Genomic DNA, 25,528 nt, shown 5'->3' on the forward strand with positions numbered 1-25,528 from the left:
GTTCCGGGCGATCTGGGTGAGGCCGAGCACCGTGAGGGTGAGGAACCAGACCGTCATCACCGGACCGAACACCCGGCCGATGGCGGCGGTGCCCCGACGTTGGAACGCGAAGATGCCGATCAGGATGACCACCGCGATGGGGACAATGAAGGTCTCCAAGCCGGGGGCGGCGACCTCCGCGCCCTCGACCGCGGACAGCACCGAGATGGCCGGGGTGATCGCGGCGTCGCCGTAGAGCAGCGCGGTGCCGAAGAGCCCGATGAGCAGGAGGACCCACCGCCGTCCTCGCCGGGGGTCGTCGTCGCCGCGCAGCAGGGCGGTGAGGGCCAGGATGCCGCCCTCCCCCCCGTTGTCGGCGCGCATCACGAACGCCAGGTACTTGATGGTGATGACGACGATCAACGACCACAAGATGAGCGAGAGGGCCCCGTAGACGTTGGTCGTCGAGACGGCCAGCTCGTGGCCCTCTCCGTCGAAGGTCTCGCGCAGGGCATACAGCGGGCTGGTGCCGATGTCGCCGAAGACGATGCCGAGGGCCCCGACGGCCAGCGCCGGCGTTGAGGCCCGACGTCCGGTCGAGCCGCCGCTCGTCGAGTGCCCTCCCGAGCGGGCGGTCGTGACAGGAACGTTCATCGGCCACCTGGCGAGGGGACAGGGGGAGCCGGAGACCGGACCGCCCGAGTTCGTTAGCGGAGCATGCGTATCAGATCGGGCCCGGCCGCCGGTAGCCGGGGTGACGGTCGTCAGCTCCCGGGCTCGCGAGGATCCGTCCCTGGCGTCGAGCCGGGCGAGCCGGCATCGACGGCATCGTCGAGCGAGACCACCGACCGATCGTGGATCAGGTGAGCAGGCCCCGGGCGTAGGCGGCCTGGCCGGCGTGCTGGAGGTCGTCGTCGGCCACGCTCACGAGGCGCACCCCGAGCGTGACGGGCGGGTCCCACGCCTCGTCGACGACGCGATCGAGGTCGTCGGGCCCGAGGCCGCGCAAGAACGCGATCGTCCGCGACGCCACCGCGTCGTGGTAGGCGATGAGCACCTCGGGCCCCTCGGCCCGCACCCCGGCCACCTCGGCCGGCGAGTGCCCGTAGCCGGTGTCGGTGGGGTCGGGGTCGCGTCCGAAGCGCGACGCCCAGTCGCTCGTGACCCACACCTGGCCCTGATCCAACAGCTCGGCGACGTGGTGGTCCTGGACCCGCGTCAGGTGCCAGACGAGCCACCCGACGGTGTTCGCGCCCGGCGCCGGGGGCGTCGCCAGCTGCTCGGCGTCGAGGCCGTCGACCGCGGCGGTGACCAGCGGCGGGATGCGGCCGTAGATCTCGGTGAGGGTGTCGCTCAGGTCCATGGGGGATGTCCTCCGCAGGGGGTCGAGGGGAATCACGGGGTCGGTCGCGGGCAAGATGGCGGCCGACGAGCGAAAGGGCCCTCTGTGGACCTCACCGTGGCCGCCGTCCCGTTCTACTTCGGGAGCATGGGCGCCGAGCACATCTACCTGAAGCGCCGGGCCGAGGCCGTGGGCGCGCCCGCACCGTCGGACTACGAGCGGCGCGACACCCTCGCCAGCCTCTCGATGGGGCTGGGCAGCCTGCTGGTGCCCATGGCGCTCAGCAAGGTGCTCCGTCCCGTGACCCCGGGCCGGGGCCGCCTCGGCCCTGCGCTCGTCGCCACCGCCGTCGGGGCCGCCGCCGCGACCACCCTCGCCGACGTGCTGATCCGCCGGGCCGACGGACCCCTTCCCGACGCCGGGGTCGTCCCCGCCGGAGTCGGGCCCGACCCCTCCGCGCCCGGCCCGTCGGAGCCCGAGGTCGCCGCCGCGCCCGGCCGCGACCGTCGGCGGCGGGCCGCCCGGCTCGCCCGTCGCGTCGTGTCGTCCACCGCGGTCACCGCGGTGGCCGCGGGCATCACCGCGGGTTCCACCACCTGGGCGGCGCGCACTGCGGCCAAACGGCTCTGGACGAAGCGACGGGGCGGACGCGACCTCGGCACCGGGGCCCTGGCCGTCGGCGGGGCCATCTTGGCCTGGGACTTCATCTACTACTGGAACCACCGCTTCATGCACGAGAGTCGCTGGCTCTGGGCCGTGCACGTCGTGCACCACTCGAGCGAGCGCTACAACCTCTCGACCGCCCTGCGCCAGCCCGTGGCCGACGCCTTCGCCATGTTCCTGCCTTACGGGGCCCTCTCGCTGGTCGGCTTCCGCCCCGACGTGATCGAGACGGCGCGGGGCGTCAACCTGCTCTACCAGTTCTGGGTCCACACCGACGCGATCGGGAAGCTGGGTCCCGTCGAGGAGATCCTCAACACCGCGTCGCACCACCGGGTGCACCACGGGAGCAACAGCCAGTACCTCGACCGCAACCACGGCAGCATCCTGATCCTGTGGGACCGCCTCTTCGGCACCTTCGCCCGCGAGGAGGAGCCGGTGCGCTACGGGCTCACCAAGAACGTCGACTCCTACAACCCGTTGCGCATCGCCACCCACGAGCAGGCCGACATCCTCCGCGACGTCGCCGGTGCGGACACCTGGGCCGATCGCCTCGGCTTCGTGTTCCGCGGACCCGGTTGGGCCTACGCCCGCCACGCCGAGCGCCACGAGGCCCAGCCCACCGCCGGGGCCGCCTGACCGCTCTGCGCCGTCCCGACCTGCTGCCCGCACCTCGCGAACTGGTAGAGGATCTGGGGGCGGGGACACCCGGTTCCCGTACCAGTTCACCGGGCGGTGCGAACTGGTACCGGATCTGGGGGTCGGGGCGCCCGATGTACCTACCGGTTCACCGGGATGGGGACGACGGCGGTCAGCCGCCGCGGGCGGCCTGGAGGGTGGCATCGACCTGGTCCTGGGCGATGCCGCAGTCGAGGGCGGCGGCGATGACGGGGGCCACGGCCTCGTCGGTGAGCTCGACGAGGCCGGCGGCGAGGAGCTCGGCTTCGGTGGTACGGGTGAGGAGCACCTCGGCCGCGCACACGGCCCGGTTGGGCTCCACGCCCTGGGCGGTCAGCAGGTCGAAGAGGACGCCACCGACGCCCGTCGTCGGGCGCTCGTCGCCGTAGGTGGAGGGATCGACCGGCCGCCGTGGTCCATCGGGGATCGGTGTCGCGGCCGTGGTCGAGGTGGTGTCGGGGTCGGGCACCGGGACGGCGGAGTCGAGCAGGCCCTCGATCCGCTCGTAGGGCACGCGGAGCACGGTGCCGTGGCGGGCACCGGGCGGCATGGTGACCTCCGCAGCACGGTCGGTCCAGGTCTCGAGGTCGGGTGAGCTGGCGGCGGCGTAGGTCTCGCCGTAGTACCGGTCGGCGTAGAGCAGCCACCCCTCGTCGTCGAGGTCGCGCACCAGCGAGGGCCCCTCGACCCACGAGCCCAGCTCCTCGACCACGGCGCCTTCGTCCCACGGTCCGTCGAAGCCCGAAGCGGTGGCGACCGCGACCCGCTTGCGCACCTCGGGCACCAGGCGCTCGTCCTTGTAGACGAGCACGTGGTCCTCGGTGTCCTCGTCGCGCACCACCGCCGCATCGATGGCGTTGATGGCACCGTCCCAGTACAGCTCGCCCTCGGTCCAGTCCTGCAGATCGGTGCTGTGGCTCACGTACAGGCGGTGCTCGAAGGCCTCACCGTCGGGCGCCGGCTCACTGGTGCCACTCGGGTGCACGCGGCGCACGGTCGAGGCCCAGACCACCGAGTAGCGCTCGGCGGTGGCGTCCCAGTGCAGCTCGGGGGCCCAGCTGTTGATAGCGGTGGGCTCGTGCTCCATGACCGCGACGGCGCGGGGCTCGTCCCAGCTCAGCAGGTCGTCGGAGCTCGACAGACCGATCGACTGGAGGTCGCCGCTGGTCCAGACCATGTGCCAGCGCCCCTCGGGGCCGAGCAGGATCGACGGGTCGCGGGTGAGGCCCTCGCCCAGCTCGGAGGTGAGGATCGGCTCGCCCTCGTTGACCTCGCGGAACTCGAGGCCGTCGGTGCTCACCGCCAGGTGCACCCCCTGCCCGCCCCCGCCCCGGAAGAAGGTGAAGACGTACGCCATGCGCTCGGCCTCGCCGCCGTCCGGCGATGTCGGGGGGCTCGCCGGCGCCCTCGTCGTCGTCGCCGCCGTCACCTCCGCCACACGTGGCCAGCGCCCCGGCGAGCAGCGCGACCACCAACCCTCGTCCCCTGCGTCCCACTGATCCCCTTCCGCCTTCGCTGTCCCGGTCGGGTGCACAGTGTCCCACGGCCAGTGTCTCACGGCGGCCCGCAGGGCGGCAGCGGCCGCGTGGCGACCTCGAACTGGCGCGCGTCTGGACACGCCTGGGTAACCAGACGCGCACCACTCCGAGGCTCGATCGGCGCGGGCGCCGTGGAAGGCTGCGCCGATGGGAGCCGATGCCCGCCGCAGCGGCTCCGATGACCCCTTCGCCCGCCTCCTCGCCACCCCCGGGGTCACCGAAGTGCTCGAGGTGCGGTCCCGCTTCGGGTTCATGGCCTTCCACGGCGGCGCGCTCGAAGCCGTCACCGACGTGGTCGCGTCGCGGGCGGCCGGTGCGGCGGGCGCCTCGTACTACGGCGTCCTGCACCCGAGGGGCCTCGACGTCCACGTGCCGTCGACCCGGTTCCGGCCCGCCGGCTCCGAGGCGCTCGCCCGCTTCGTGGCCCACGTGGAGGTCGTGGTCACGGTGCACGGCTACGGCCGGCGGGGCCGGTGGACGACGCTGCTGGCCGGCGGCTCGAACCGGGCGCTGGCCGACCACGTCGCCGGCCACCTCCGCTCCGCCCTGCCCGGCTACGAGGTCGTCACCGACCTCGACGACATGCCCGAGGGCCTGCGGGGCCTGCACCCGGAGAACCCGGTGAACCTGCCCTCCGGCGGTGGCGTGCAGGTCGAGCTCCCGCCCCGGGTCCGGGGCCGCTCCCCTCGCGCCCCTCGACCTGGACCCGACGGCCTCTCGGCGCCGACGCGCGCCCTCATCGACGCCCTGGCGGCGGCCGCTCGAGCGTGGCCCACGGACTCCTGAAACGGCGCGCCCCCCATGAGTGCCAGGCTTAGCCACGGGCGTTCCGAACGAGGCCACCGGTGACGTCGTCCGGACATCGGCCCCGATCAGACGGCACTTGGCGGCATCCGTCGACACCTGGAGCACGGCTAGCGCCGGAACCGTCGTGGCGGGCGCCGGGCCGGGGCTGGTAGGGAGACGGGATGGATGCCACCACCACCCTCACCCGACCGGATCCGACCGCTGACCTCGACGACCGGCGACGCTGAGGTGGCCGTCATGGGCTGGGAGGAGTGGCGGGCCGGCGCCGAGCACATCGAGAGCGGCGGCCTGGCGGTCGCCACCTACGACCGGGGCGCACCCGACGCGACGCCGCTGACGTTCCTGCACGGTTACCCCTCAGCGTCGCTCGACATCGCTCCCGTGGCCCACCTCCTGGGCGGCGACTGGCGCGTGCTGGCGATCGACATGCCGGGCTTCGGCGCGTCGGAGAAGCGGCCCGGCCTCCCGCTGTCGATCGACGCCGCGGCGGACGCGGTCGAGGCCATGTGGGCAGCCCGAGCCGTGACCTCCACCCTTCTGGTGGCCCACGACTACAGCGTGTCGGTGACCCAGGAGCTGCTGGCCCGCCGGGCCGAGCGCGACCTGGGCGTCGCCGTCGGTGGCGTGGTGTGGATGAACGGCGGCCTCGACCCTGACCTGCACCGCCCGACGTTCGGCCAGCAGATGCTGCTCGACCCGGACCACGGCGCCGAGGTCGCCGCCGCGGTGACCGAGGAGACGTTCCTCGACGCCATCCGCGCCACGTGGGGGACCCGGGTGGAGATGGTCGACGACGAGGTGCGGGAGATCTACCGCTCGATGGACGACGGAGGCGGGGTGGCGCTCATGGGTGAGCTGCTGCACTACATCGCCGATCGGCGCGAGCACGCCGAGCGCTGGCGCGCCGCGCTGGGCACCAGCGACCTGCCCACCACGTTCGTGTGGGGCGAGCTCGACCCGGTGTCGGGCGCCCACATGATCGACGGGGTCGAGCCCGTGCTCGGGGGCACGCCGCGCATCGTGCGCCTGCCCGACGTCGGGCACTGGCCCCTGCTCGAGGCCCCCGACGTGGTGGCGGCGGAGATCCGCGCTCTCGCCGGCTGAGGTTGCATCCGGCCGGCGCTCAGGGCAGCTCGCGGCTCACGCGGGGCGCGTCGACCAGCTGCTCGTCGAGGCTGGTGCGGTACTGGATGCACCCGCGCAGGAACTGAGGCCACTCGGGCACCTCAGGGATGCCCTCTCCTTGCTCGGGCAACAAGGCCCACAGGTCGGGGTGGTGCCAGCAGAGGTCGTGTCCGGTGCTGTCGCGATGGGTGCGGATCGCGGTCCGCAGCCGCCGCACCTCATCCCGCAGCTCGTCGACGGTCAGGGTGTCGATGTCCTCGTCCACCCGACCAGCATGGTGTGCGCCGCACCACGCTGCAGGCCGAGCGCCCACGCGTCCGTACGCTGCGATGATGCGCCCGCTCGTCGCCGCCCCGGCGGCCCTCCTGCTGGTCGCCGGGCTCGCCGGCTGCGCCCGGGAGCCCGCGTTCGAAGACCGCACGGCGCGGGTGACCGTCGACGGCGAGTCGACCACCTTCACCGTCGACGGCTGCGGGATCGACGGCACCACCGTGTTCGTCCTCGGCCGGACCGACGACGGCGAGGTCCTCCAGGCCGTCGTCGGCGTGGAGGCCGACGGTGAGACCGGCGTGCCGCGCTCGAGCGGCATCACCACCACCGAGGGCGAGCGCCCCGTCACCGCGTTCGGCGACGAGGCCTGGGCCCGACGGGGCGAGAGCGGCGACGCTCCCGGCGAGATCACCTCGGCCCGTGTGCGCGGGGCGCGGATCCAGGCCCGCGGCCGGGCCCAGCCCGTCGACGTCGACGGGGCCCCGACCTCGGCCGACCCGGTGCCCATCGTCTTCGACGCCCGCTGCGACGAGCGCGACGACCCCTGAGCGCTTCGTCAGCTGCCGCGGACCCAGGTCCGAGCTTCGCCGGAAGAACCACCCGAGGCGTCGGCGCACTCGGTCCGTAACCTGCTCTGGGTCATGGCGTCCACGGTCCCCACCCCCTACAGCCAGGCAGATCCGGTGGAGCCGTTTGAGGGGTCCGCGCGCCCCGTCGAGGGTCCCGGGCTGAAGCTGATCCTGGTCCTGGGGTCACTGATCGCCCTCGGCCCCTTGACCATCGACATGTACCTGCCGGGTCTGCCGGCCATCGAGGCCGACCTTCGCACCTCGTCCTCCGCCGTGCAGCTGACCCTGACGGGCACCCTGTTGGGCCTCGCCGTCGGCCAGCTGTTCGTCGGCCCGCTGTCGGACGCCTTCGGCCGCCGCCGGCCCCTGATCGCCGGCACCGCGCTCCACGTCGTGGCGTCGGTGCTGTGCCTGGTGGCGCCCAACGTGGCCGTACTGGGCGGCCTGCGGGTGGCCCAGGGCGCCGGGGCCGCGGCGGCCTCGGTGGTCACCCTCGCCGTGGTGCGCGACCTCTTCGACGGGCGCGCCGCGGCCCACCTTCTCTCCCGTCTCATGTTGGTCCTCGGCGTGGGCCCGATCCTGGCGCCGTCGCTCGGCGGCGCCGTGCTGCGCTTCGCCTCGTGGCGGGGCGTGTTCGGCGTGCTCGCCCTGATGGGCGCCGCCCTCCTCGCCGTCGCCGTGACCTCCCTGCCCGAGACCCTGCCGGCCGAACGTCGACGGCACGGCGGCCTCGGGGGCACGGTGCGGACCTTCCGGGCCCTCGGGCGCGACTCCACCTTCGTGGGCCTGGTGCTGGTCACCGGGTTGTCGATGGCGGCGCTGTTCGCCTACGTGTCGGGGTCGTCGTTCGTGCTCCAGGAGCAGTACGGCTTGAGCGAGCAGGCCTTCGGCATCGTGTTCGGGCTCGGTTCGGTCGGCCTCATCGGTGGCACCCAGCTGAGCGCCCGGTTGCTGCGCCGGTGGGAGCCGCAGCAGATCCTCCTAGGCGCCCTGGTCGCGGGCACGGCGGCCAGCGTGGTGCTCCTCGCCATGGCCGTTGCCGACCTCGGCGGCCTGGTCGGCATCCTCGTGCCGCTGTGGGTCGTGTTGGCCTGCGCCGGGCTGGCGATGCCCAACGCCCCCGCGCTGGCCCTGTCCCGCCACGGTGAGGTCGCCGGCACCGCCGCCGCCCTGTTGGGGGCGGTGCGCTTCGGCATCGGCGCCATCGCCGCCCCCTTCGTCGGGCTGCTGGGCAACGACAGCATCGCTATGGCCGTCGTGGTGCTGGCCAGCACCGCTCTCGCCACCACGGTCCTGCTGATGGTGGTCCGGTCGGGGACGCTCGACGAGCACGGCGGCGTGGCGCCGGCCGACTCGATCGAGATGGCCGTCGTCGACTGAGGTGCCCGCCCCGGGCTCATCTGGTCGACGATGGCGTCGGTCGCCTCGCCGCCTCGTCCATGCGCCGCTCTGTCGCGCCCAGGGCGACGCCGCGACGCACTGTGGTCACCCTTCCGTCCCACCGATGGGGTTCAGGCCAGCTCGCCGGTCACGACCACGGCGCCGTCGGGGTCGGCAACCTCGAAGCGGGCGACGTCGGCCCGCAGCACGGCGCCGTTGTTGCGACAGCGCATCAGCCCGTCGGTCCCGACGAACCCGCCGGCGGTGGCCCGACCGCCGGTGCGGTCGACGAAGGTCATGGCGTAGGGCGTGCGCGGGACCAGGCCCGACACGTCGAGCAGGACCTCGAGGCCCCAGGTGTGATCGATGAGCTCGGCCCGGGCCTCGACCCCGTCGGAGGCGGTGATCGAGGCCACCTCCTCGGTGGGCGGACCGGCCGGTGCGTCGTCGTCGGTGAGCAGCACGGCACCGGTGACCCCGGCGGCGAGGCCCCCGGCCGCCGCCGCGCCCATCCACAGCACCGACCGGCGCGAAGGACCCGCAGCCGCCGGAGCGGGAACGTCGGACGCGAGCTCGGTGATGCGAGCGACTCGCGCCGGGTCGACCGGCGGCACCGGCGGGGTCAGGGCTCGGCCCAGCTCGTCGAGCAGGCGATCGTCGTCGTGGTCGCTCATCGTCGCCTCCTCCCGACCATCATGGGTCCTCCTCGACGAGGAGGCGGAGGCGCCCCAGCGCTCGGGACTGGGCCATGCGCACCGCTCCGGGCCGCTTGCCCAGGGCGGCGGCGACCTCGGGGGTGTCGAGACCGGCCACGACGCGCAAGGTCAGGACCTCCTGGTCCTCGGGACTGAGCCGGGCAAACGCGGCGAGTAGGCCCTTGCCCTCCGCATCGGCCAGCACCCGTTCGGCCGGGCCGGCGTCAGACGACGGTCCGTCGGTGCGGGCCAGGACATCGGGGTCCGTCACCTGCACCCGCCCCCCGACGCGGTAGGTCTCATAGACGACGTTGCGACAGATGCCGACCATCCACGCCGTGGCGCCCGAGCCCGGCCGGTAGCGGTGCTGACCGGCGATGGCCCGGGCCACGGTCTCGCTGACCGCCTCCTCGGCCTGCTCGTCGGTGGCCAGGCGCACCCGGGCGAAGCGGAAGAGCTGCGGCCGCACCACGCAGTACAGATCGGCCCAGGCCTCCGGGCTGCCGGCGCGTGCGGCGACGAACAGATCCTCCACGCCGGCTCGGTCCGCCACGGCTGCCACGATGGCAGGTCTCGGCCCCCGACGCGGACGCGGTGCTCCGACCACGGTGAAGGCGAGGCTGCCGGTGCCGCTCAGGGCCGCGGCGTCAGCGACCGAAGAGGCTCGCACGGAGCCGCCCGATCGTATTGAGGAGGTCGTCAGCGTCGGGCGCGACCAAGGCGCCAGCAATGCTCGTGGACCTCGTCATGAGGATGACCTCCGGAACGTGGTGTGCGGCGCCGCGCTGGCACCGTCCTCCCTTCATGACGCCGATCGGCGCCGCGTCACACCACCTGCGCCGGCATGGGCCCCACCCCTCGAGACCGCGGCTTCCCATCCATGGGAGGATCGGCGGCGAACGAGGTGACCGGCCGACCGCGCCGATACCCGCGGTCACGGACGAAGGTGGACCCCCATGACCAAGCTGTACGACTTCTCGGCCCGCACCATCGACGGCGAGGAGACCGACCTCTCGGAGTACCGCGGCCAGGCCGTGCTGGTGGTCAACACCGCTTCGAAGTGCGGCTTCACCCCGCAGTACGAGGGCCTCGAAGAGCTGTACGAGACCTACGCCGAGCAGGGCCTCGTCGTCCTCGGGTTCCCATGTGACCAGTTTCGCAACCAGGAGCCGGGTGACGAGGGCGAGATCCAGGAGTTCTGCCAGGTCAACTACGGAGTGTCGTTCCCGATGTTCTCCAAGATCGACGTCAACGGCGACGCCGCCCATCCCCTCTACCAGTGGCTCCGCTCCCAGAAGGGCGGCGTGCTGAGCAGCAAGATCAAGTGGAACTTCACCAAGTTCCTGATCGGGCGGGACGGCGAGCCGATCAAGCGCTACGCCTCCACCACCAAGCCCGAGAAGCTGAAGGGTGACATCGAGGCCGCCCTCGGTTCCTGACGGTCCGAGGGGCGGACGGCGGCGAGGCGGCCCGACGGTTACCCCGGGCACGGGACAGGCCCGCAGCCGAAGCCACGGGCCCCACCGGTGTAGGGGTCGACCCGCCGCCCCTCCGGGCGCTGGTCGACCCGCGATCGTCAGCCGCCGAGGCGGGCCACGGCGGCGACCACGTCGATCAACCCGTGGCCCTTGTCGAACGACGTGCTGCCGGCGTCATCGGTGCCGGAGTACGGGGCCCCGTCGGTGAACTTGTGGGCGCCGCCGTTGATGGCGGCTTCGACCTCCGCGGCGCTGGTGGTCGGATCGGCTTGGAACAGCTGGGCCACGATGCCGGCCACGTGGGGGGCCGCCATGGAGGTGCCCGAGATGGTGTTGAAGGTACCCACGTCGAGCAGTCCCGGGCCGTTCACCGGCTGGAGACCGGTGCCGCAGATCACCAGGTAAGGGCGGCACGACGACTCGATGTCGGTGCCCGGCGCCGAGACGTCGGGGTAGGTGCGAAGCTCGCCGTCGGCACCGCGGGAGCTGAAGTCGGACACCACACCGTCTCGGGTGCCGGTGCCGTCGTCGTCGTAGGAGGCGACCATCAGAACGCCTGGGGTCGGGTCCTGGCCCGGGGGGTTGGTGCCCTGATCGGCGCCGGAGCCGTCGCCCCCGTCGTTGCCGGCGGCCCACACGGTGACCACGCCCTCGGCGGCAAGGGCCCGCTGGATCTTCACCGTGGCGCTCTCGGGGTCGAACTCCCCGCCGCCGGCCGGTCCGTAGGAGTTGTTGGTGACCTTGATCGGCGGGCACACGGTGGCGCTCACGCCCGCCCCGCACGGGGCCTCATGATTCTCGAGGACCCAGTTGAGGGCGGTGTCGGCCCCGAGGATGGAGATGGCCGCACCGACCGAGAGCGACACGATCGACGCGCCGGGGGCGGCGCCGTTCAGGTCGTGGGCGCCGGCACCGGTGGTGCGGACCGGGCGCCCGGCGACGATGCCGGCCACGTGGGTGCCGTGACCGCCGACCGACAGGGTGTCGGTGTCGTTCACCGCCGTGAGGTCGGCGAAGCACAGGTCGCTGGGCACCGGCGTGAGCGTGCCGAGGACGCAGACGCCCTTTAAGTTGCGCACCACCGCGCTGCGCCCGTCGGGGCCCCGGAAGAACGGGTGGGTGCCGTCGACGCCGGAGTCGATGACGGCGACGCTGACGCCTCCACCGTCGAGCGGCGTGGCGGGCTGGGCCGGAACGCCCCCGGCGCGGGCCTCGTCACCGCGGGTCGCGTCGTTCGAGGTGGCGAGCTGGAAGTCGATGGGCTGGTCGCCCTCGAGGTAGGTGACACCGGGGTGGGTGCGAGCCGCGTCGACCTGGGCGGGGGTGGCGGCGGCGACGGCCACGCCGACCTTGTCCCAGGTGGTGATGAGCCGCATGCCCGTGGAAGTGACCGCACCGCGGGCGGCGGCGATGTCGGTGCCGTGGACGAACACGGGGAGCGCGACGTCGGCGGGGGCGGTGCGCAGCTGGACGGCCAGGCCGTCGGCCACCGAGGCCGTGGGGGCGGCCGGGGCGCCGCTGCTCGGAGCCGGGGCGCCGAGCACCGCGAACGGGGCGGCCAGCAGCGCACCGGTCAGGGCGATCGACCGCCAGGGGCGCCGGCGGGGTCCATTCCCCGTCGAGCGGGGGGTCAGCGGGGCAGCGGTCAACGAGAGCTCCTCGGTGGGGGACGGGCCACGCCGAGGCGGGGCACCCCCCACAGTTCGGGGCCGACGCCACCGTTCCTGCCCGTGTCGTCGCGACACTGCGGCACCCGCACACGGCGCCGCCCGGCGCACCTCGACGTCGGCCACGAGCCGGCCGTCTTCGAACTCGCTGTGTCGGTCGTGGCCAAACGCTGAGGAGGCCGATCACGCCTCGGTCGAAGCCAGGGTCCCGAACCTGGCGGCGACCGACCCGCCGGCGGCGCGATGCTGGGGCCGTGTACCGGGAACGGCCATCGTCCGTGGTCGGCGGCGTGCTGTGGACCGGCATGGCGGCCGGTGGCCAGCGGATCGTCCCCGACGGCGCCATGGACCTGATCTGGGTCGGTGACCACATCCTGATCGCCGGCCCCGACTCCCAGGCCCACGTCTCGTCCCTCACCGCCGGCACCGCCCTGACGGGTCTGCGCTTCGCCCCCGGCACGCTGCCGGGCATCCTCGGGCTGCCCGCCTCGGAGCTGCGCGACCTGCGGGTGCGCCTCGACGAGGTCTGGAGCCGGAGCGAGGCTCAACGTCTCGCGGACCGGATCGCCGGGGCGGCGGACCCCGGGTCGGCGCTCGAGGCCGCCAGCGCTGAGTGCCTCCGCGCCGCGGGCCCGCGCCCGCCGATCGTCGGTGCCATCGTCACGCGAGTGCGCGGCGGTCAGCCCATCGCCGCGGTGGCGGCCGAGGTCGGCCTCAGCGAGCGCCAGCTGCACCGGCGCTCGCTCGCCGCCTTCGGCTACGGCCCCAAGGTGCTCGCTCGCGTGCTGCGGATGGACCGGGCCCTCGCCCTGGCCCGGGCGGGCGTGCCCTTCGCGGAGACTGCGGCGCGGGCCGGCTACGCCGACCAGGCCCACCTCGCGCGCGACGTGCGGGCGCTGACCGGCACGTCGCTCGGCATCCTCGTGGGCTGACGCTCAGCCGGTGGTCGCCAGGGGGGCGAAGAGGTCGACCGCGTTGCCGTCGGGGTCGTGCACGGTGGCGTAGCGCTGGCCCCAGGGGGCGTCCCACGGCGGGAGGTGGCCCTCGTGGCCGGCCTTGAGGAGCGCGCCGTAGGTCGCGTCGACCTCGTCGGGACCGTCGCAGGCGAAGGCCAGGCCCAGACGCTGTCCGCCCGACGGCGGGGTCCAGCCGGGGTCGAAGGAGAGGACCGTCGCCACGGTGTCGAACGCCAACCGGAGGCCGCCGGGCAGGGTCACTTCGACGTGAGGCTCACTGTCGGCCTCGGCGGGGACCTCCAGACCGAGGCGTCGGTAGAAGGCGAGGCTGCGGGCCATGTCGTCGACCACGACGCCGATGAGATCGATGCGGGGTGCCATGGCGGCCAACCTACGCACGCCCCGTGCGGCCCGTCTTGGACGGATCGGACATGGGCGCGAGGGCCCGGCCCCGGGCCGATCGACGAAGCCCGAGCCGGGCGCGGGGTGGCGGCTGACCCACCGATGCGCGCCACACCTCGCGGCGACTGAGGCGATCAGGCCTCGAGGTCGCGCAGGGCGTCCTCCACGCCGCGGTGGAAGGTGGGGTAGGCGTAGATCATCGTGCGCAGGGTGGCGAGGGGCACCTCGGCGTGCACCGCCAGGACCAGGAGGCCCAGGACCTCACCACCCACCGGGCCGGCCGACGTGGCCCCCACCAGCACGCCCCTATCGGCATCGGCCACCAGCTTGATGAAGCCGTCGTTGCCGGGCCCGTGGATCCAGCCCCGCGCCGTGGAGGGCACCGGGGTCGACCCGACGGCGACGGTGAGCCCTGCGTCGCGGGCGTCGGCCTCGGACCGCCCGACCGAGCCGATCTCGGGGTCGGTGAAGGTCACCCGGGGCAGGGCCTTGTAGTCGGCCGGGGCGTGAGGTTCGCCGAGGATGTCGGCCACGGCGATGGCTGACTGGTACATCGCCACGTGCGTGAAGGGGCCCTTGCCGGTGATGTCACCCACGGCCCACACACCGTCGGCCACCCGCAGGTGCTCGTCGACGGGCACCGACCGGCTGTCGGCCGCCACGCCCACCACCTCGGCGCCGACGGCTGAGGGGTCGGCCCGGCGACCGGTGGCCACCAGCAGGCGGTCGGCGCGCACCTCGGTGCCGTCGGCCAGGGTCACCACGAACCCGTCGTCGTCGTGGCTCACGCGCTCGGCCCCGACGCCGGTGACCGTGATGATCCCCTCGGCCGCGAAGGCCTCGGCGAGCAGGTCTCCGGCCTCGGGCTCCTCGGCCGGCAGCAGGCGATCGGCCGCCTCGACCACGGTGACGTCGCTGCCGAAGCGGGCGAACACCTGAGCCAGCTCGGCCCCGACGGCGCCCGCGCCGAGCACGACCAGGCGAGCGGGCACCTCGGTGGCCTCGATGGCCTCGTGGTTGGTCCAGTGCGGCGTGTCGGCCAGCCCGTCGATGGGCGGCACAGACGGGGTGGTGCCGCTGGCCAACACGATGGCCAGACCGGCCGCGAACACCTCGTCGCCGACCTCGACCCGACCCGGGGCCACGATGCGGCCCCGACCCCGCACGAATCGGCCGCCCTTGCCCTCGAAGCGCTGAACGGCCGCGGCGTCGTCCCAATCCGCGGTGGCCTCGTCGCGGATGCGCGTCGCGAGCGGACCCCAGTCGGGCGTGACCGCCGACGCGCCGGCCACACCGGGGATGCGGCGAGCCTCGGCCAGCAGGTTGGCGGCCCGGATCATCATCTTCGACGGGATGCACCCCCAGTAGGGGCACTCACCTCCGACGAGGCCCGAGTCGATGCCCACCACCGAGAGCCCGGCCTCAGCCAGCCTCCCGGCCACGTCCTCGCCCCCGGGGCCCATGCCGATGACCACCACATCGACCTGCTGGTCGCTCATCGCCGCACCGGGCTCGAGGTGAGCGGACGAGGGTCGGTCGAGGTCCACGTCGTCGGGGCCATCGGTGCGTCTCCTGGGTCGGGGCGGAACTGTCACCGATGGTCCCACGTCCCCGCCCCTTCCGCGCCCGGACCACTGCCCCGAACCACCGAACTGGTCGCACCCTCGGGTGCCCCCGCCCCCAGATCCCCTACCAGTTCGATGGGCTTCGGGCCGCGGTGAGGCACCCGGGTCGGGGGTCGGGGAGCCGGGTGCTCGCCTCCGCCGGGGCCGCGTCCGGACTGAGGAGGGCCGAACCCCGCCTAGTGTGCGGCGGTGATCTCCCTCCTCCCTGCGGCTCCGGTCGCGACGCGCCGCGCCCTCGCCCTGATCCTGGCCACCGTCCTCGCCCTGGTGCCGGTGGCCTGCGCCGCCGACACCGACGACGGCGCCGCCCCGGCGGCATCGACGACCGAGGCGCCGGCCACCGACACAGGCGGCGACGCCCCCGACACCACCGAGCCCGAGGCGCCTCCAACCGCCGCTCCGAACACCTACGCGGTGGGATCGCTCGACGAGACCGTCGTCGACACCAGCCGCGTCACGGCCGCCCAGGGTGGCGAGCCGGAGCGTCCAGAGCGCACGCTGCCAGCCCTCGTGCTCTACCCGGCCACCGGTGCGGCCGACGGCGGAGGTGAGACCCCCGACGCGCCGCCGGAGCCCGGCCCGTGGCCGCTGGTCGTGTTCTCTCACGGCCTCGGCGGTGCGGGCCCGAACTACGCCGCGACCCTGCGGGTCTGGGCCTCGGCCGGCTACGTCGTGGTGGCACCGAGCTACCCGCTGTCCAACACCAACGCGCCGGGCGGGCCGTCGCCCAGCGACATCCCCGAGCAGACCGCCGATGTGGCGTACCTGGTCGACTGGGCCATCGAGCAGAGCGACACCACCGACGGACCGCTGGCCGGGATGGTCGACCCCGAGCGCGTCGGCATCAGCGGCCACTCCCTCGGCGGGTTCACCTCCCTCGGCGCCGGCTACAACCCGTGCTGCCGCGACGAGCGGATCCGGGCGGTGGCCGAGTGGGCCGGGGCCTACGTGCCCGAACTCGGGCCCGACGGCGGTGACGCCGTCGACGACGGCCCGCCGCTGCTGATCGTGCACGGCGACGCCGACGGCACCGTGCCCTATGACCGAGCCCTGGCGGTGCGCGACGCCGTCAGCTCGACCGCCGCCCTGGTGACCCTCGTCGGCGGCCAGCACATCCCTCCCTTCGTCCAGGGCCTCGGTGAGCCACAGTCTGCGGTGGTCACCTTGACGACGCTGGCGTTCTTCGACCAGCACCTGAAGGACGACCCCGAGGGTGCCGACCGTCTCCAGGCCGCGGTCGACGAGGCCGGGCCCGAGCTGGCCACCGTCGAGATCGCCGACGGCTGAGCCGCCCCACCCGGAGCCGCCGGTGAGCTCACGCGATCTCGCCGGCGGCTGAGACGCCCGTCCGGGCGCGCCCGGTGAGCTCGTCCGCGACTCGTCGCGACCGGGGCCGGCCGCGCCGGTACGGTCACGACCACCACCGAGGCGAACCGGAGAGAGCGACATGACAGCACTGGAGGTCGAGATCGACCCGGCCGAGGTCGGCTTCGATCCCGACCGCCTCGCCCGCATCGATCGCCACTTCACGCGCTACGTCGATGACGGACGACTGGCCGGGTGGCTCCTCGCCGTGGCTCGCCACGGCCAGGTGACCCACGTGGCCCACGCCGGTCAGCGCGACACCGAGGACGGCCTCCCGATCGAGACCGGCACGCTCTTTCGCATCTACTCGATGACCAAGCCGGTCACCTCGGTGGCGGCGATGATGCTCTACGAGGAGGGCGCCTTCGCCCTGAAGGACCAGGTATCGCGCTGGATCCCGGCCTTCGCCGACGTGCAGGTGTTCCGGAGCGGATCGGGGCCGACGCTCGAGACCGAACCGGCCACCGAGCCGCTGCGGATCTGGCACCTGCTCACCCACACCTCGGGGCTCACCTACGGCTTCCACCGGGCGCATCCCGTCGACGCCATGTACCGCGATCACGGCTACGACTTCGGCCAGCCGGCCGGGGTCGACCTGGCCGCGGCCTGCGAGACCTGGGCCTCGCTCCCGCTGCTCTTCCAGCCGGGGTCGGAGTTCAACTACTCGGTGGCCACCGACGTCCTCGGCCACCTGATCGAGGTCATCTCGGGTCAGAGCCTCGCCGAGTTCTTCGCCGAGCGGATCCTCGGGCCCCTCGGCATGGTCGACACGACCTTCGGCGTCGACGACGACCAGCGCCACCGCCTCGCCGGCCTCTACGTCCCGGGTGAGGGCCAGCGGGCCACCCGCTTCGACGAGATCGGACCGGTGGCCCACGGCCGGCCCACGTTCCTCTCCGGCGGCGGCGGCCTGGTGTCGACCGCGGCCGACTACCTGCGCTTCGCCGACCTGCTGCGCCGCCGGGGCGAGGTCGACGGGGTGCGGCTGCTGTCGGATCGCACCGTCCGCTACATGACCGCCAACCACCTCCCTGGCGGTGTCGACCTCGAGCAGTTCGGACGTCCCCTCTTCGCCGAGACCACCTACGACGGGGTCGGCTTCGGCCTTGGCTTCGCCGTCACCCTCGACCCGGTCAAGAACCGGGTGCTGGGCTCGGCCGGTGAGTACTCGTGGGGCGGGGCGGCGAGCACCGCGTTCTGGGTCGACCCGGTCGAGGACGTCACCGCCGTGTTCCTCACCCAGCTGCTGCCGTCGAGCACCCACCCGCTGCGCTCGGAGCTCAAGGTGCTCGTGAGCCAGGCGCTGGTGGGCTGAGGTGGCCCGGATGACCACCGCCGCCGAGCTGGCCACCGAGCTCACCCGCTTCACGGTCGACACCCTCGAGCGGGTCGAGCGCCACCACCTGCCGGGGTGGCAGATACCCCGCGCCTTCGCCGGGCACGCCGTCGGCACCGATGTGCGGGCCGACGTCTGCTTCACCCTCGCCCACCTGGGCGATGCCGGCGTCGACGCGCTGGCGGGTGAGGGCCTCGACACCATCTTGGTGCGGCTGCTCGGCGGGGTCGATGGGCGCGGAACCCACACCTTCTTCTCCTACCGGATCGCCGAGACGCTCCGACGGGGTGGGGCCTTCGCCGACAACCGGCTGCTGACCGGCCTCGACGACGCGGCTCGGGCCGAGCTCGCCCTCGCCGTCGACAGCTCCGACTGGCTTCCGCTCCTCGACGCCGAGGTGCTGCCCCGCAACTACGCCGCGGTGCTGGCCCGCTGCGAGCTGGGAAGGGTCTCTCTCGGCCTGGTCGACGACACCACCACGCTCGACCGCCTGGTCGACCGGGCCCGGGCCGTGCTGGAGGAGAACCCCCGCCGGGCGCTCGACGACTCCAACGACCGGGTCGGTCGCTACGACATCTACGCCGCGGACGTGTGGCTCTTCTGCGAGCCGCTGGCCTCACGCCTCGGACCGGTGTGGGGCGACGGCCTGACCCGGGCCCTCGACCTGGTGCTGGCCGTCGGGGCCCGCGACGGCTCGGCGGTGGCCTGGGGCCGCTCGGTGGGCGACCTCTCGGCCGCCCTCACCCTCGAGCTGGCCGCCCTCGCCCTCGCCGACGGCCACGCCGGCGACCAGGCCTCTGTCTGGCTGCGCCGGGCCGTCGACGCGGCCCGCACCGTGATGGCCGGCTTCGACGCCGACGGCGTGTCGTCGGCCCACCGGCACCGGGCGCAGGACTCCTACCGGGGCCCGGCCCGCCGCCTGCAGCTGACCTTCGACCTGCTGGGCAAGGTGGCGTGGGCCGCCGGCGCGCTGCAGCGTGTTCCCGCGGACCTGGCCGCCGCGCCCGTCGCGGTGGCCTACCCCACCGGTGACCGCTGGATCCCCTTCGAGGACGCGCGGCCCGCCGGCGTGTGGGCCCACCGCAGCGCCGGGGCCGACCTCGTCGTGCCCTTCGTGGGCATCACCCGCAGCCACTACCTCCCCGCCCTGCACCAGCCGGGCACGTGGGAGGTGCCGATCGACCGCGACCTGCCGACCTGGACACCTCTCGTCCTCGCCGGGGCCACCCGCCACACCGCAGGAGGCCTGCCGAGCTCGGTCACCCACGGGCCCGGGCGGCTGACGGCGACGTGGGACGGACTGCCGGTCTCGGGCCGGGGCCTCGACGGCGACGACCCTGGCCCGCCCCTTGCCGCCACGCGCACCGTGCAGCTCTCGGTCGAGGGACGCACGATCGTCCTCGACGACCAGCTCCGCTTCGATCAGTCCCCCACCGCGTGCAGCCTGGCCATCCCCGAGGTGGCCGACCGGCCTCTGCGCGTCGAGTGGGAGTGCGCCACCGCGCACCTCACCACCTCGATCACCGTCGACGGCGTGGCCGAGTGGCGCAGCGCCACGTCACAGATCGCCACGGTGCACCAGATCGACCTGGAGCCGGCCGTCGAGCTCGCCTACCGGGCCCGGGTCACACCGCTCATCCGCGCCGCGTCGACCGAGATCGGCCACCACTACCACGAGTCGCTCTACGGTCCGATGGCCGACCGGGTCGTGGCCGGGCCGTCACCGGTGGGCTGGAACGCGGTGCCCGACCCCGGCTTCCGCCACCTCGACCTGCTTCACCTCCACTGGCCTGAGTGGCTGGCGTTCGACGACCTCGACGCCCACCGGGCGATCATCGCCGAGCTCGCCGACCACGACGTCCCCGTCGTGTGGACCGCCCACAACCTGACGCCCCACGAGAAGCGACCCGAGGTCTACGACCCGATCTACGCGGCATGGGCGGCCGCGGCCGCCGCCGCGATCCACCACAGTGCCTGGGGTGAGCGGCAGATGCGCGACCGCTACGCCTTCGGCCCCGGCTGCCACCACGAGGTGATCCCCCACGGCCACTTCGGAGGGCTCTGGGAGAGCGCCGGACTGCCCGACCGGGCCGAGGCCGAGCGCCGCCTGGGCCTCTCCCCCGCCGCGCTGCGCATCGGCATCGTCGGGGCGCCGCGCGCCGAGAAGATGGTGCAGGTCGTGCTCGACGGCCTGGCCGAGAGCGGCCGCGACGACGTGCAGCTGGTGTGCTGGTCGCTCGGCGCCGACGACGTGGTTCCCGACGACCCCCGCATCGCCGTCGCCCGGCCCTACAAGATGGTGAACCGCAGCGCGTACGCCACCCGGCTCGCGGCCTGCGACGTGCTGGCCCTGGTGTTCGATCCCGACGGTGAGATGCTCGCCACCGGCGCCGCCGCCGACGCCATCGGGCTCGGCCTCCCCGCCCTCCGCAGCGACTGGGGCTACCTGATCGAAGCGCTCGGCGCCGGCGGCATCCCCGCCGGGCACACCGTCGCATCGGTGGCCGCCGCCATCGATGCCCTCACCCCCGCCGTGCTGGCCACGGCCCGGTCCGCGGCCGCCGTGCGCCGCGACGAGCTGGTCTGGGACGGGCTCGCCACGCAGACCGCAGACCTCTTCGAGCGGGTCATCCTCCGCACTCCCTGAACCCCGCCATCCACCCCGACGAGCGCGTCCGGGTGACGGGCGCCACACTGGGGTGTTCGATCACACCACCCAGGAGACAGGCAGACAGACATGGGCACCGAGAGCATCTCGACCATCGCCGACATCATCCGCACCCACGCCGCCGAGCGTCCCGACGCGGTGGCGCTCGAGACCGGCGGGAGATCGGTGACCTTCGGCGAGCTCGACCGCCGCTCGAACCAGGTCGCCCACGCCCTCGAGGCGGCGGGGGTGGGCACCGGCGACCGCGTGGCCTTCATCGAGAAGAACGGGCTCGAGTTCTTCGAGGTCACCTTCGCCCTGGCCAAGCTGGGTGCGGTCAACGTGGCGGTGAACTGGCGCCTCGCCCCGGCCGAGATGCTCCAGATCATCGATGACGCGCAGTCCGAGGTGCTGATCGTCGGGCCCGACTTCGTCGGCCACATCGAGCAGATCGAGGACCAGCTCACCCGGGTGCAGACCATGGTGTCGATCGGCGACCACGAGCGGTGGATCACCTATGAGTCGTGGGTGGCCGACCAGCCCGACGACGACCACGGCGTGGGCGTGGGCGGCAGCGACGTCGCCTTCCAGCTCTACACGTCGGGCACGACCGGGCTGCCCAAGGGCGTCATGCTCACCAACGACAACTTCTTCCAGTGCGTGACCGGCGTGGCCGCCCAGTGGCGCTTCGACGAGACCTCGGTGAACCTGGCCATGATGCCGATGTTCCACATCGCCGGCGCGGGCTGGGGCATGGTCGGTCTCTACTTCGGCTGCCGCACCGTGGTGATGCGCGACATCGACCCCCCCGCCATCCTCCGGGCCATTCCCGAGTTCGGCATCACCAACGCGTTCATGGTGCCGGTGGTGATCCAGTTCCTGCTCATCACCCCCGGGGTCGACGAGACCGACTTCTCCAGCCTCAAGACCCTGGTCTACGGGGCCTCGCCGATCACCGACGATGTGCTGGTGAAGGGCATCGAGACCTTCGGCTGCGAGTTCATCCAGGTCTACGGGCTCACCGAGACCACCGGCGCCATCACCCAGCTGGACGGCGTCGACCACGACCCCGAGGGTCGCCCCCACCTGCTGCGCTCGTGCGGCCGGCCCTACCCGTGGGTCGAGCTCCGCGTCATCGACCCCGACTCCGGCGAGGACGTGACCGTCGGCCGGGTCGGGGAGCTGTGGACCCGCTCGACACAGAACATGGCCGGCTACTGGAACAACCCGGAGGCCACCGCCCAGGCCGTCACCGGTGATGGGTGGTTCAAGACCGGCGACGCCGGCTACCTCGACCCCGAGGGCTTCGTGTTCCTCCACGACCGCGTGAAGGACATGATCGTCACCGGCGGCGAGAACGTGTACCCGGCCGAGGTCGAGAACGCGCTCATGAAGAGCCCGCTGGTCGCCGACGTCGCCGTGATCGGCGTGCCCGACGAGCGCTGGGGTGAGGCGGTCAAGGCCATCGTCGTGCTCGCCGAGGGGGCCGCTGCTACCGAGGCGGAGCTCATCGCCTTCGCCCGCGAGCACCTCGCCGGGTTCAAGCTGCCCAAGTCGGTCGACGTCGCCGAGACGCTCCCCCGCAACCCGAGCGGCAAGCTCCTCAAGCGCGAGCTGCGCGAGCCCTACTGGGAGGGCGTCGACCGTCGCGTCGGCTGAACGGAATTGCGTACATGAGTCGCGCCCGGCGCGACTCATGTACGCAATTTCGGGGGTTCGAGGTTGACCTCCACCGTCGTACACATCGATGGATCTCGCGTGTGTACGGTACGACCATGCGGACCAACATCGAGATCGACGACGAGCTGATGGCCGAGGCTCGGGCGGCGGCCGGCGCCGCCACCAAGCGCGAGACCGTCGAGCTCGCCCTGCGCGAGCTGGTGCGCCGTCGGAGCCGACGGAGCACCCTCGGCCTCCGCGGCACGGTGGAGTGGTCCGGCGACCTCGACGCGAGTCGCTCGAGCAGATGATCGTGGTCGACACCAGCGTCTGGATCGACCTCTTCCGCGACGCACCCACCTGGCAGGTCGACGTGCTGGCGGAATCCCTCGACGACGACCGCCCCATCGCCCTGACCGACATCGTCGTGACCGAGATCCTCCAGGGCCTCTCCGACGACGCGGCCGCCGCCCGCGTGGAATCTCACCTCGTCCCTCACGAGGTGCTGACCCTCGAGCCGCTCGAGGACCACCGTCGGGCCGCCGGCCTCTACCGCACCTGTCGGCAGCGAGGGGTGACGATCCGCCGGACGTTGGACTGCCTCATCGCGTCGGTCTGCATCCGAGAGGACCTGCCGCTCCTGCACGCGGATGTCGACTTCGACCGCCTCGCATCCCACACCGAGCTCCGCGTCGTCGCCCTCTGAGAGCGATGACGGATTGGAGCTGCGGTCCTGGTGTCGGCGGGGGGACGCCGGGAAGGGGTGACCAGCACCCAGGAAGGATCCTCCCCCCATGGACGCCACCACCACCTCTCCGAGATGCGCACGCGATCCGGCACCGGGCGCGGACGCGAGGTGCGCCCGGTGAAGGTCATCATCGCGACCGACGGATCCGAGGCCGCCCTGGAGGCAGCACGGGCCGCCACCCGCCTGCTGCGGGGCGATGCTCACATCGAGGTGGTGGCGGTCATCGCCGCATGGCAGGACCCGATGGAGGGCGCGGGTGGGTTCGCGGGCCCCGTGCAGACCGAGGAGGAGGCGGACGACGACTACCGGGCGGGGGTCGCCGAGGCCGGGGCCGTCGTGGCCGCCACCGCCTCGGTCATCGACGCCGGGACCGATGCCGGGGTCTCGACGGTGGTGGTTCCATCGCAGAGCCCTCCGGGCCAGGCCGTCGTCGACCTCGCCGTTCAGCGTGACGCCGACGTCATCGTGCTCGGTGCCGAGCGCCCCGGGTTCTTCGAGCGTCTCTTCAGCCGCTCCGTCGCCGATGAGGTGGTGAACGAGGCGCCCTGCCCCGTGCTCGTCGTGCCCCACCGGACCTGACGCCGGCCGGAGTCCCGGTGCCTCGACACCACACGAGAGCGATGGGCGGGCCCGCCCATCGCGATGACCTGGCCTGGGCCGAGGTCGAGGCGGGGCCGGCCACTCAGCGGTCGGTGAGATCGATCCGCTCGACGTGGGGCCAGTAGACGTCCCCGTCGGAGCGCTGCTCGGGGCTCTCGACCCAGGTGGCGAAGAGCCGGTCGGCGTCGGAGAAGGCCTCCTGCACGCGACCGGCGTAGCAGAGCCCGTCGTTGGTGACCTCCGGCGCCAGCACGGTCTCGATCTGCCACTCGTCGCCCTCGAGCACGGCGACGCGGAGGCGGCAGCGCAGCAACGGCATCGACGACGCGCGCCAGGTCTCCTGCCCGTCGATCTCGACGCGCGCCAGGCTCATCTCGGGGGCGGCGAGGGGGATCGGGGGCTCGGCGCGTGCCGGGCCGATCTCGTTGGCCTCCGTGTCGATCGGGTGCAGCCGGCAGTCCGGGCGGTCCGCCTCGGCGCACACCACCGCCACGAGCTCGTCACGATGTGAGGTGATCGAGGCCGGCAACGGATCCGCACCCTCGACGAGCAGATCGTCGGCGGCGGCGAAGATCAGCTCCTCGGGGTCGGCCACGGCCATCCCGGTGCCGAGGATCCGCAGGTCCAGGGTGCCGTCTCCGGTCCGTTCGACCCAGCGGTAGAGCATCCACACCCGGCCGTCGATGACGCTCACGTCGACCGGCCAGTAGGCAGTGCCCTCCTTCGGCGGCCGGGGGAGGAGCGGGCGGATGCCACCGCCGAGATCGGTGAGGTAGGACAACGACGGGTCGCAGATGTCGTCGCCGGCAGGGAGCAGCGCCGCGCTCGAGTTGATCAGGCCGGTGGTCCGCCGGGTGTCGCCCTCGACCTCTCCGAGGTAGGTGTCGCCGAAGGTGAACAGCACCCGGCCGTCGGGCAGCTCGGCCGCCGCGGCCAGGTCGTGGCCGGCCACGCCCTGGTCGTTGCGGCGTCCGAGGTCGCAGCGACGACTCACCTCCGGCAGCTCCGTCGTGGTGGGGTTCGGCGACTCGGCCGCCGGGGCGTCATCGAACCCGCACCCGGCGACGGCGAGGCCCAGGATCAGGACAGACAGGGCGCGTCGGGCGCGGTCGAGCATGAGCCGGCCCTACCCGCCCGCACCGACGGCCACCCCACCGGCGCGTTCACCCCGAGCGGCGCGACCAGATCTCGGCCCCCGCCGTGCCCCGGCCGGCCCCGGGTTGGCGCCCGGTGGGAGCAGCTCGTGGCCGTGAGACCACGGCTGCCGAGATCCGGGCCGCGGTCGAGCGCCTGGGACTGAGGGTCGCGGTGGTCGCGGTCCTCGGCGGGGCTGCGCTGTCGGCGCTGGGACGGTTCCGGCGGCGCGAGGTGCTCATGGGCTCGCTCACCGTCCTGTTGCTCGTGTCATCCTCGATGGGCGTCGCCGCGGGGACGTGGCGGCCCTCGTCGCTCTCCGAACCCCGCTACTCCGGGCTGTTGAGCCTCGCACCGCAGGCGGTGGGCGACGCCGAGGACGTCGTCGGTGCGGGTGCTCCACGTCAGCGACCTGCACCTGAACCCGCAGGCCTTCGCGTTGATCGAGCGGGTCGTCGACCAGTTCGGCGTCGAGGTCGTCGCCGACACCGGCGACATCAACGACTGGGGCACGACCTTCGAGACCAGCGGCGGGCCTCGACGGGAAGGTGCCCCTCGTCCTCGCCGGCCACACCCACCAGCGCGCCCTGGACGAGCTGGGCGATGAGGGGACGCTGCTACGGGCGAGGGGTCGACCGGGGGCGCCGGGCTGCGCTCGCTGCAGAAGGAGGAACCGGTCCCCCTGTCGTGCTCGGTGCTGTACTCGACACCGGGACCGGGGCCCTCGAGGCCATCGACAGCATCGACGTCGGCGGCGTCACCCAGGCCGACATCAGCATCGAGCGCGAGATCCTCACCCCGCCGTGAGCGGTGCCGGCGGTGCGCTCGAATCGTGCGGTCACACCTCGACGCGGCACCACACCACCTT

At 73.2% G+C, this 25,528-nt stretch carries 25 protein-coding genes and 1 pseudogene; 16 read left to right on the top strand and 10 right to left on the bottom strand.

Annotation, left to right across the window (positions count from 1 at the left end; translation table 11 throughout):
• On the bottom strand, positions 1-633 hold a 633-nt coding region (locus VNL12_RS09240), incomplete at its 3' end, for a KUP/HAK/KT family potassium transporter (protein ID WP_325593807.1).
• Positions 634-838: 205 nt separating this feature from the next.
• Positions 839-1,342 (bottom strand): mycothiol transferase, encoded by a 504-nt coding sequence (locus VNL12_RS09245; RefSeq protein ID WP_325593809.1) that lies wholly within the window; start codon positions 1,340-1,342, stop codon positions 839-841.
• An 84-nt stretch (positions 1,343-1,426) separates the two neighbouring features.
• Between VNL12_RS09245 and VNL12_RS09250 the strand changes: the two genes are divergently transcribed.
• Positions 1,427-2,620 (top strand): sterol desaturase family protein, encoded by a 1,194-nt coding sequence (locus VNL12_RS09250; RefSeq protein ID WP_325593811.1) that lies wholly within the window; start codon positions 1,427-1,429, stop codon positions 2,618-2,620.
• 172 nt (positions 2,621-2,792) lie between these two features.
• On the opposite strand, the gene VNL12_RS09255 is transcribed toward VNL12_RS09250, so the two are convergent.
• A complete protein-coding gene (locus tag VNL12_RS09255) occupies positions 2,793-4,016 on the bottom strand; it encodes a glycoside hydrolase family 43 protein (protein WP_325593813.1) in 1,224 nt (407 codons plus the stop codon).
• A 376-nt stretch (positions 4,017-4,392) separates the two neighbouring features.
• Here VNL12_RS09255 and VNL12_RS09260 point away from each other — a divergent pair.
• A pseudogene (locus VNL12_RS09260) lies at positions 4,393-4,983 on the top strand (poly-gamma-glutamate hydrolase family protein); the annotation flags it as partial.
• Between the two features lie 258 nt (positions 4,984-5,241).
• Positions 5,242-6,108: an alpha/beta hydrolase gene (locus VNL12_RS09265; protein WP_325593817.1), complete on the top strand. Its 867-nt coding sequence runs from the start codon at positions 5,242-5,244 to the stop codon at positions 6,106-6,108.
• Between the two features lie 19 nt (positions 6,109-6,127).
• On the opposite strand, the gene VNL12_RS09270 is transcribed toward VNL12_RS09265, so the two are convergent.
• Positions 6,128-6,394 (bottom strand): hypothetical protein, encoded by a 267-nt coding sequence (locus VNL12_RS09270; RefSeq protein ID WP_325593819.1) that lies wholly within the window; start codon positions 6,392-6,394, stop codon positions 6,128-6,130.
• A gap of 67 nt (positions 6,395-6,461) precedes the next feature.
• On the opposite strand from VNL12_RS09270, the gene VNL12_RS09275 reads away from it, so the two are divergent.
• Both VNL12_RS09275 and VNL12_RS09280 read left to right on the top strand, forming a co-directional pair.
• Complete coding sequence (locus VNL12_RS09275) at positions 6,462-6,947, top strand: hypothetical protein (protein WP_325593821.1); 486 nt, start codon at positions 6,462-6,464, stop codon at positions 6,945-6,947.
• Positions 6,948-7,040: 93 nt separating this feature from the next.
• Entirely contained in the window at positions 7,041-8,348 is a 1,308-nt protein-coding gene (locus tag VNL12_RS09280; protein WP_325593823.1) for a multidrug effflux MFS transporter, read from the top strand.
• Positions 8,349-8,479: 131 nt separating this feature from the next.
• Here the strand turns inward: VNL12_RS09280 and VNL12_RS09285 are convergent, their stop codons facing one another.
• Entirely contained in the window at positions 8,480-9,022 is a 543-nt protein-coding gene (locus VNL12_RS09285) for a hypothetical protein (protein ID WP_325593825.1), read from the bottom strand.
• A gap of 19 nt (positions 9,023-9,041) precedes the next feature.
• On the bottom strand, positions 9,042-9,596 hold the full coding sequence (locus VNL12_RS09290; RefSeq protein WP_325593827.1) for a sigma-70 family RNA polymerase sigma factor: 555 nt from the start codon (positions 9,594-9,596) through the stop codon (positions 9,042-9,044).
• Positions 9,597-9,999: 403 nt separating this feature from the next.
• On the opposite strand from VNL12_RS09290, the gene VNL12_RS09295 reads away from it, so the two are divergent.
• The gene (locus VNL12_RS09295; RefSeq protein WP_325593829.1) at positions 10,000-10,482 is read left to right on the top strand and encodes a glutathione peroxidase; all 483 of its coding nucleotides are present in this window, start codon (positions 10,000-10,002) and stop codon (positions 10,480-10,482) included.
• Between the two features lie 137 nt (positions 10,483-10,619).
• On the opposite strand, the gene VNL12_RS09300 is transcribed toward VNL12_RS09295, so the two are convergent.
• Entirely contained in the window at positions 10,620-12,170 is a 1,551-nt protein-coding gene (locus tag VNL12_RS09300) for a S8 family serine peptidase (RefSeq protein WP_325593831.1), read from the bottom strand.
• 272 nt (positions 12,171-12,442) lie between these two features.
• Here VNL12_RS09300 and VNL12_RS09305 point away from each other — a divergent pair, with 272 nt between their 5' ends.
• Positions 12,443-13,120 (top strand): helix-turn-helix transcriptional regulator, encoded by a 678-nt coding sequence (locus VNL12_RS09305; RefSeq protein ID WP_325593833.1) that lies wholly within the window; start codon positions 12,443-12,445, stop codon positions 13,118-13,120.
• Between the two features lie 3 nt (positions 13,121-13,123).
• On the opposite strand, the gene VNL12_RS09310 is transcribed toward VNL12_RS09305, so the two are convergent.
• Both VNL12_RS09310 and VNL12_RS09315 read right to left on the bottom strand, forming a co-directional pair.
• Entirely contained in the window at positions 13,124-13,525 is a 402-nt protein-coding gene (locus VNL12_RS09310) for a VOC family protein (protein ID WP_325593835.1), read from the bottom strand.
• Positions 13,526-13,680: 155 nt separating this feature from the next.
• Positions 13,681-15,045, bottom strand: a complete 1,365-nt coding sequence (locus VNL12_RS09315; protein WP_325593837.1) for an NAD(P)/FAD-dependent oxidoreductase — start codon at positions 15,043-15,045, stop codon at positions 13,681-13,683.
• Between the two features lie 315 nt (positions 15,046-15,360).
• Between VNL12_RS09315 and VNL12_RS09320 the strand changes: the two genes are divergently transcribed.
• The 7 genes from VNL12_RS09320 (at position 15,361) to VNL12_RS09350 (ending at position 23,505) form a co-directional block, all read left to right on the top strand.
• Positions 15,361-16,458 carry an alpha/beta hydrolase family protein gene (locus VNL12_RS09320; RefSeq protein ID WP_325593839.1) on the top strand — a complete coding sequence of 366 codons (1,098 nt, stop codon included), beginning with the start codon at positions 15,361-15,363 and terminating at the stop codon, positions 16,456-16,458.
• Positions 16,459-16,618: 160 nt separating this feature from the next.
• Positions 16,619-17,851 carry a serine hydrolase domain-containing protein gene (locus VNL12_RS09325; protein ID WP_325593841.1) on the top strand — a complete coding sequence of 411 codons (1,233 nt, stop codon included), beginning with the start codon at positions 16,619-16,621 and terminating at the stop codon, positions 17,849-17,851.
• Positions 17,852-17,861: 10 nt separating this feature from the next.
• Entirely contained in the window at positions 17,862-20,519 is a 2,658-nt protein-coding gene (locus tag VNL12_RS09330; protein WP_325593843.1) for a hypothetical protein, read from the top strand.
• Between the two features lie 90 nt (positions 20,520-20,609).
• Positions 20,610-22,178, top strand: coding sequence for a long-chain-fatty-acid--CoA ligase (locus VNL12_RS09335; RefSeq protein ID WP_325593845.1), 1,569 nt, complete (start codon positions 20,610-20,612; stop codon positions 22,176-22,178).
• 116 nt (positions 22,179-22,294) lie between these two features.
• Positions 22,295-22,489: a type II toxin-antitoxin system VapB family antitoxin gene (locus VNL12_RS09340; RefSeq protein ID WP_325593847.1), complete on the top strand. Its 195-nt coding sequence runs from the start codon at positions 22,295-22,297 to the stop codon at positions 22,487-22,489.
• 2 nt (positions 22,490-22,491) lie between these two features.
• Positions 22,492-22,884 (top strand): type II toxin-antitoxin system VapC family toxin, encoded by a 393-nt coding sequence (vapC, locus tag VNL12_RS09345; RefSeq protein ID WP_325593849.1) that lies wholly within the window; start codon positions 22,492-22,494, stop codon positions 22,882-22,884.
• A 159-nt stretch (positions 22,885-23,043) separates the two neighbouring features.
• Complete coding sequence (locus tag VNL12_RS09350) at positions 23,044-23,505, top strand: universal stress protein (protein WP_325593851.1); 462 nt, start codon at positions 23,044-23,046, stop codon at positions 23,503-23,505.
• A 103-nt stretch (positions 23,506-23,608) separates the two neighbouring features.
• On the opposite strand, the gene VNL12_RS09355 is transcribed toward VNL12_RS09350, so the two are convergent.
• A complete protein-coding gene (locus VNL12_RS09355; RefSeq protein WP_325593853.1) occupies positions 23,609-24,643 on the bottom strand; it encodes a hypothetical protein in 1,035 nt (344 codons plus the stop codon).
• Positions 24,644-25,048: 405 nt separating this feature from the next.
• Between VNL12_RS09355 and VNL12_RS09360 the strand changes: the two genes are divergently transcribed.
• Positions 25,049-25,267, top strand: coding sequence for a hypothetical protein (locus VNL12_RS09360; RefSeq protein ID WP_325593855.1), 219 nt, complete (start codon positions 25,049-25,051; stop codon positions 25,265-25,267).
• Positions 25,264-25,467 carry a hypothetical protein gene (locus tag VNL12_RS09365; protein ID WP_325593857.1) on the top strand — a complete coding sequence of 68 codons (204 nt, stop codon included), beginning with the start codon at positions 25,264-25,266 and terminating at the stop codon, positions 25,465-25,467. Before VNL12_RS09360 ends, VNL12_RS09365 begins: the two co-directional genes overlap by 4 nt.
• Positions 25,468-25,528: the final 61 nt, after the last annotated feature.

The sequence above is a fragment of the Iamia sp. genome (genome assembly GCF_035575815.1).
Taxonomy (GTDB): domain Bacteria; phylum Actinomycetota; class Acidimicrobiia; order Acidimicrobiales; family Iamiaceae; genus Iamia.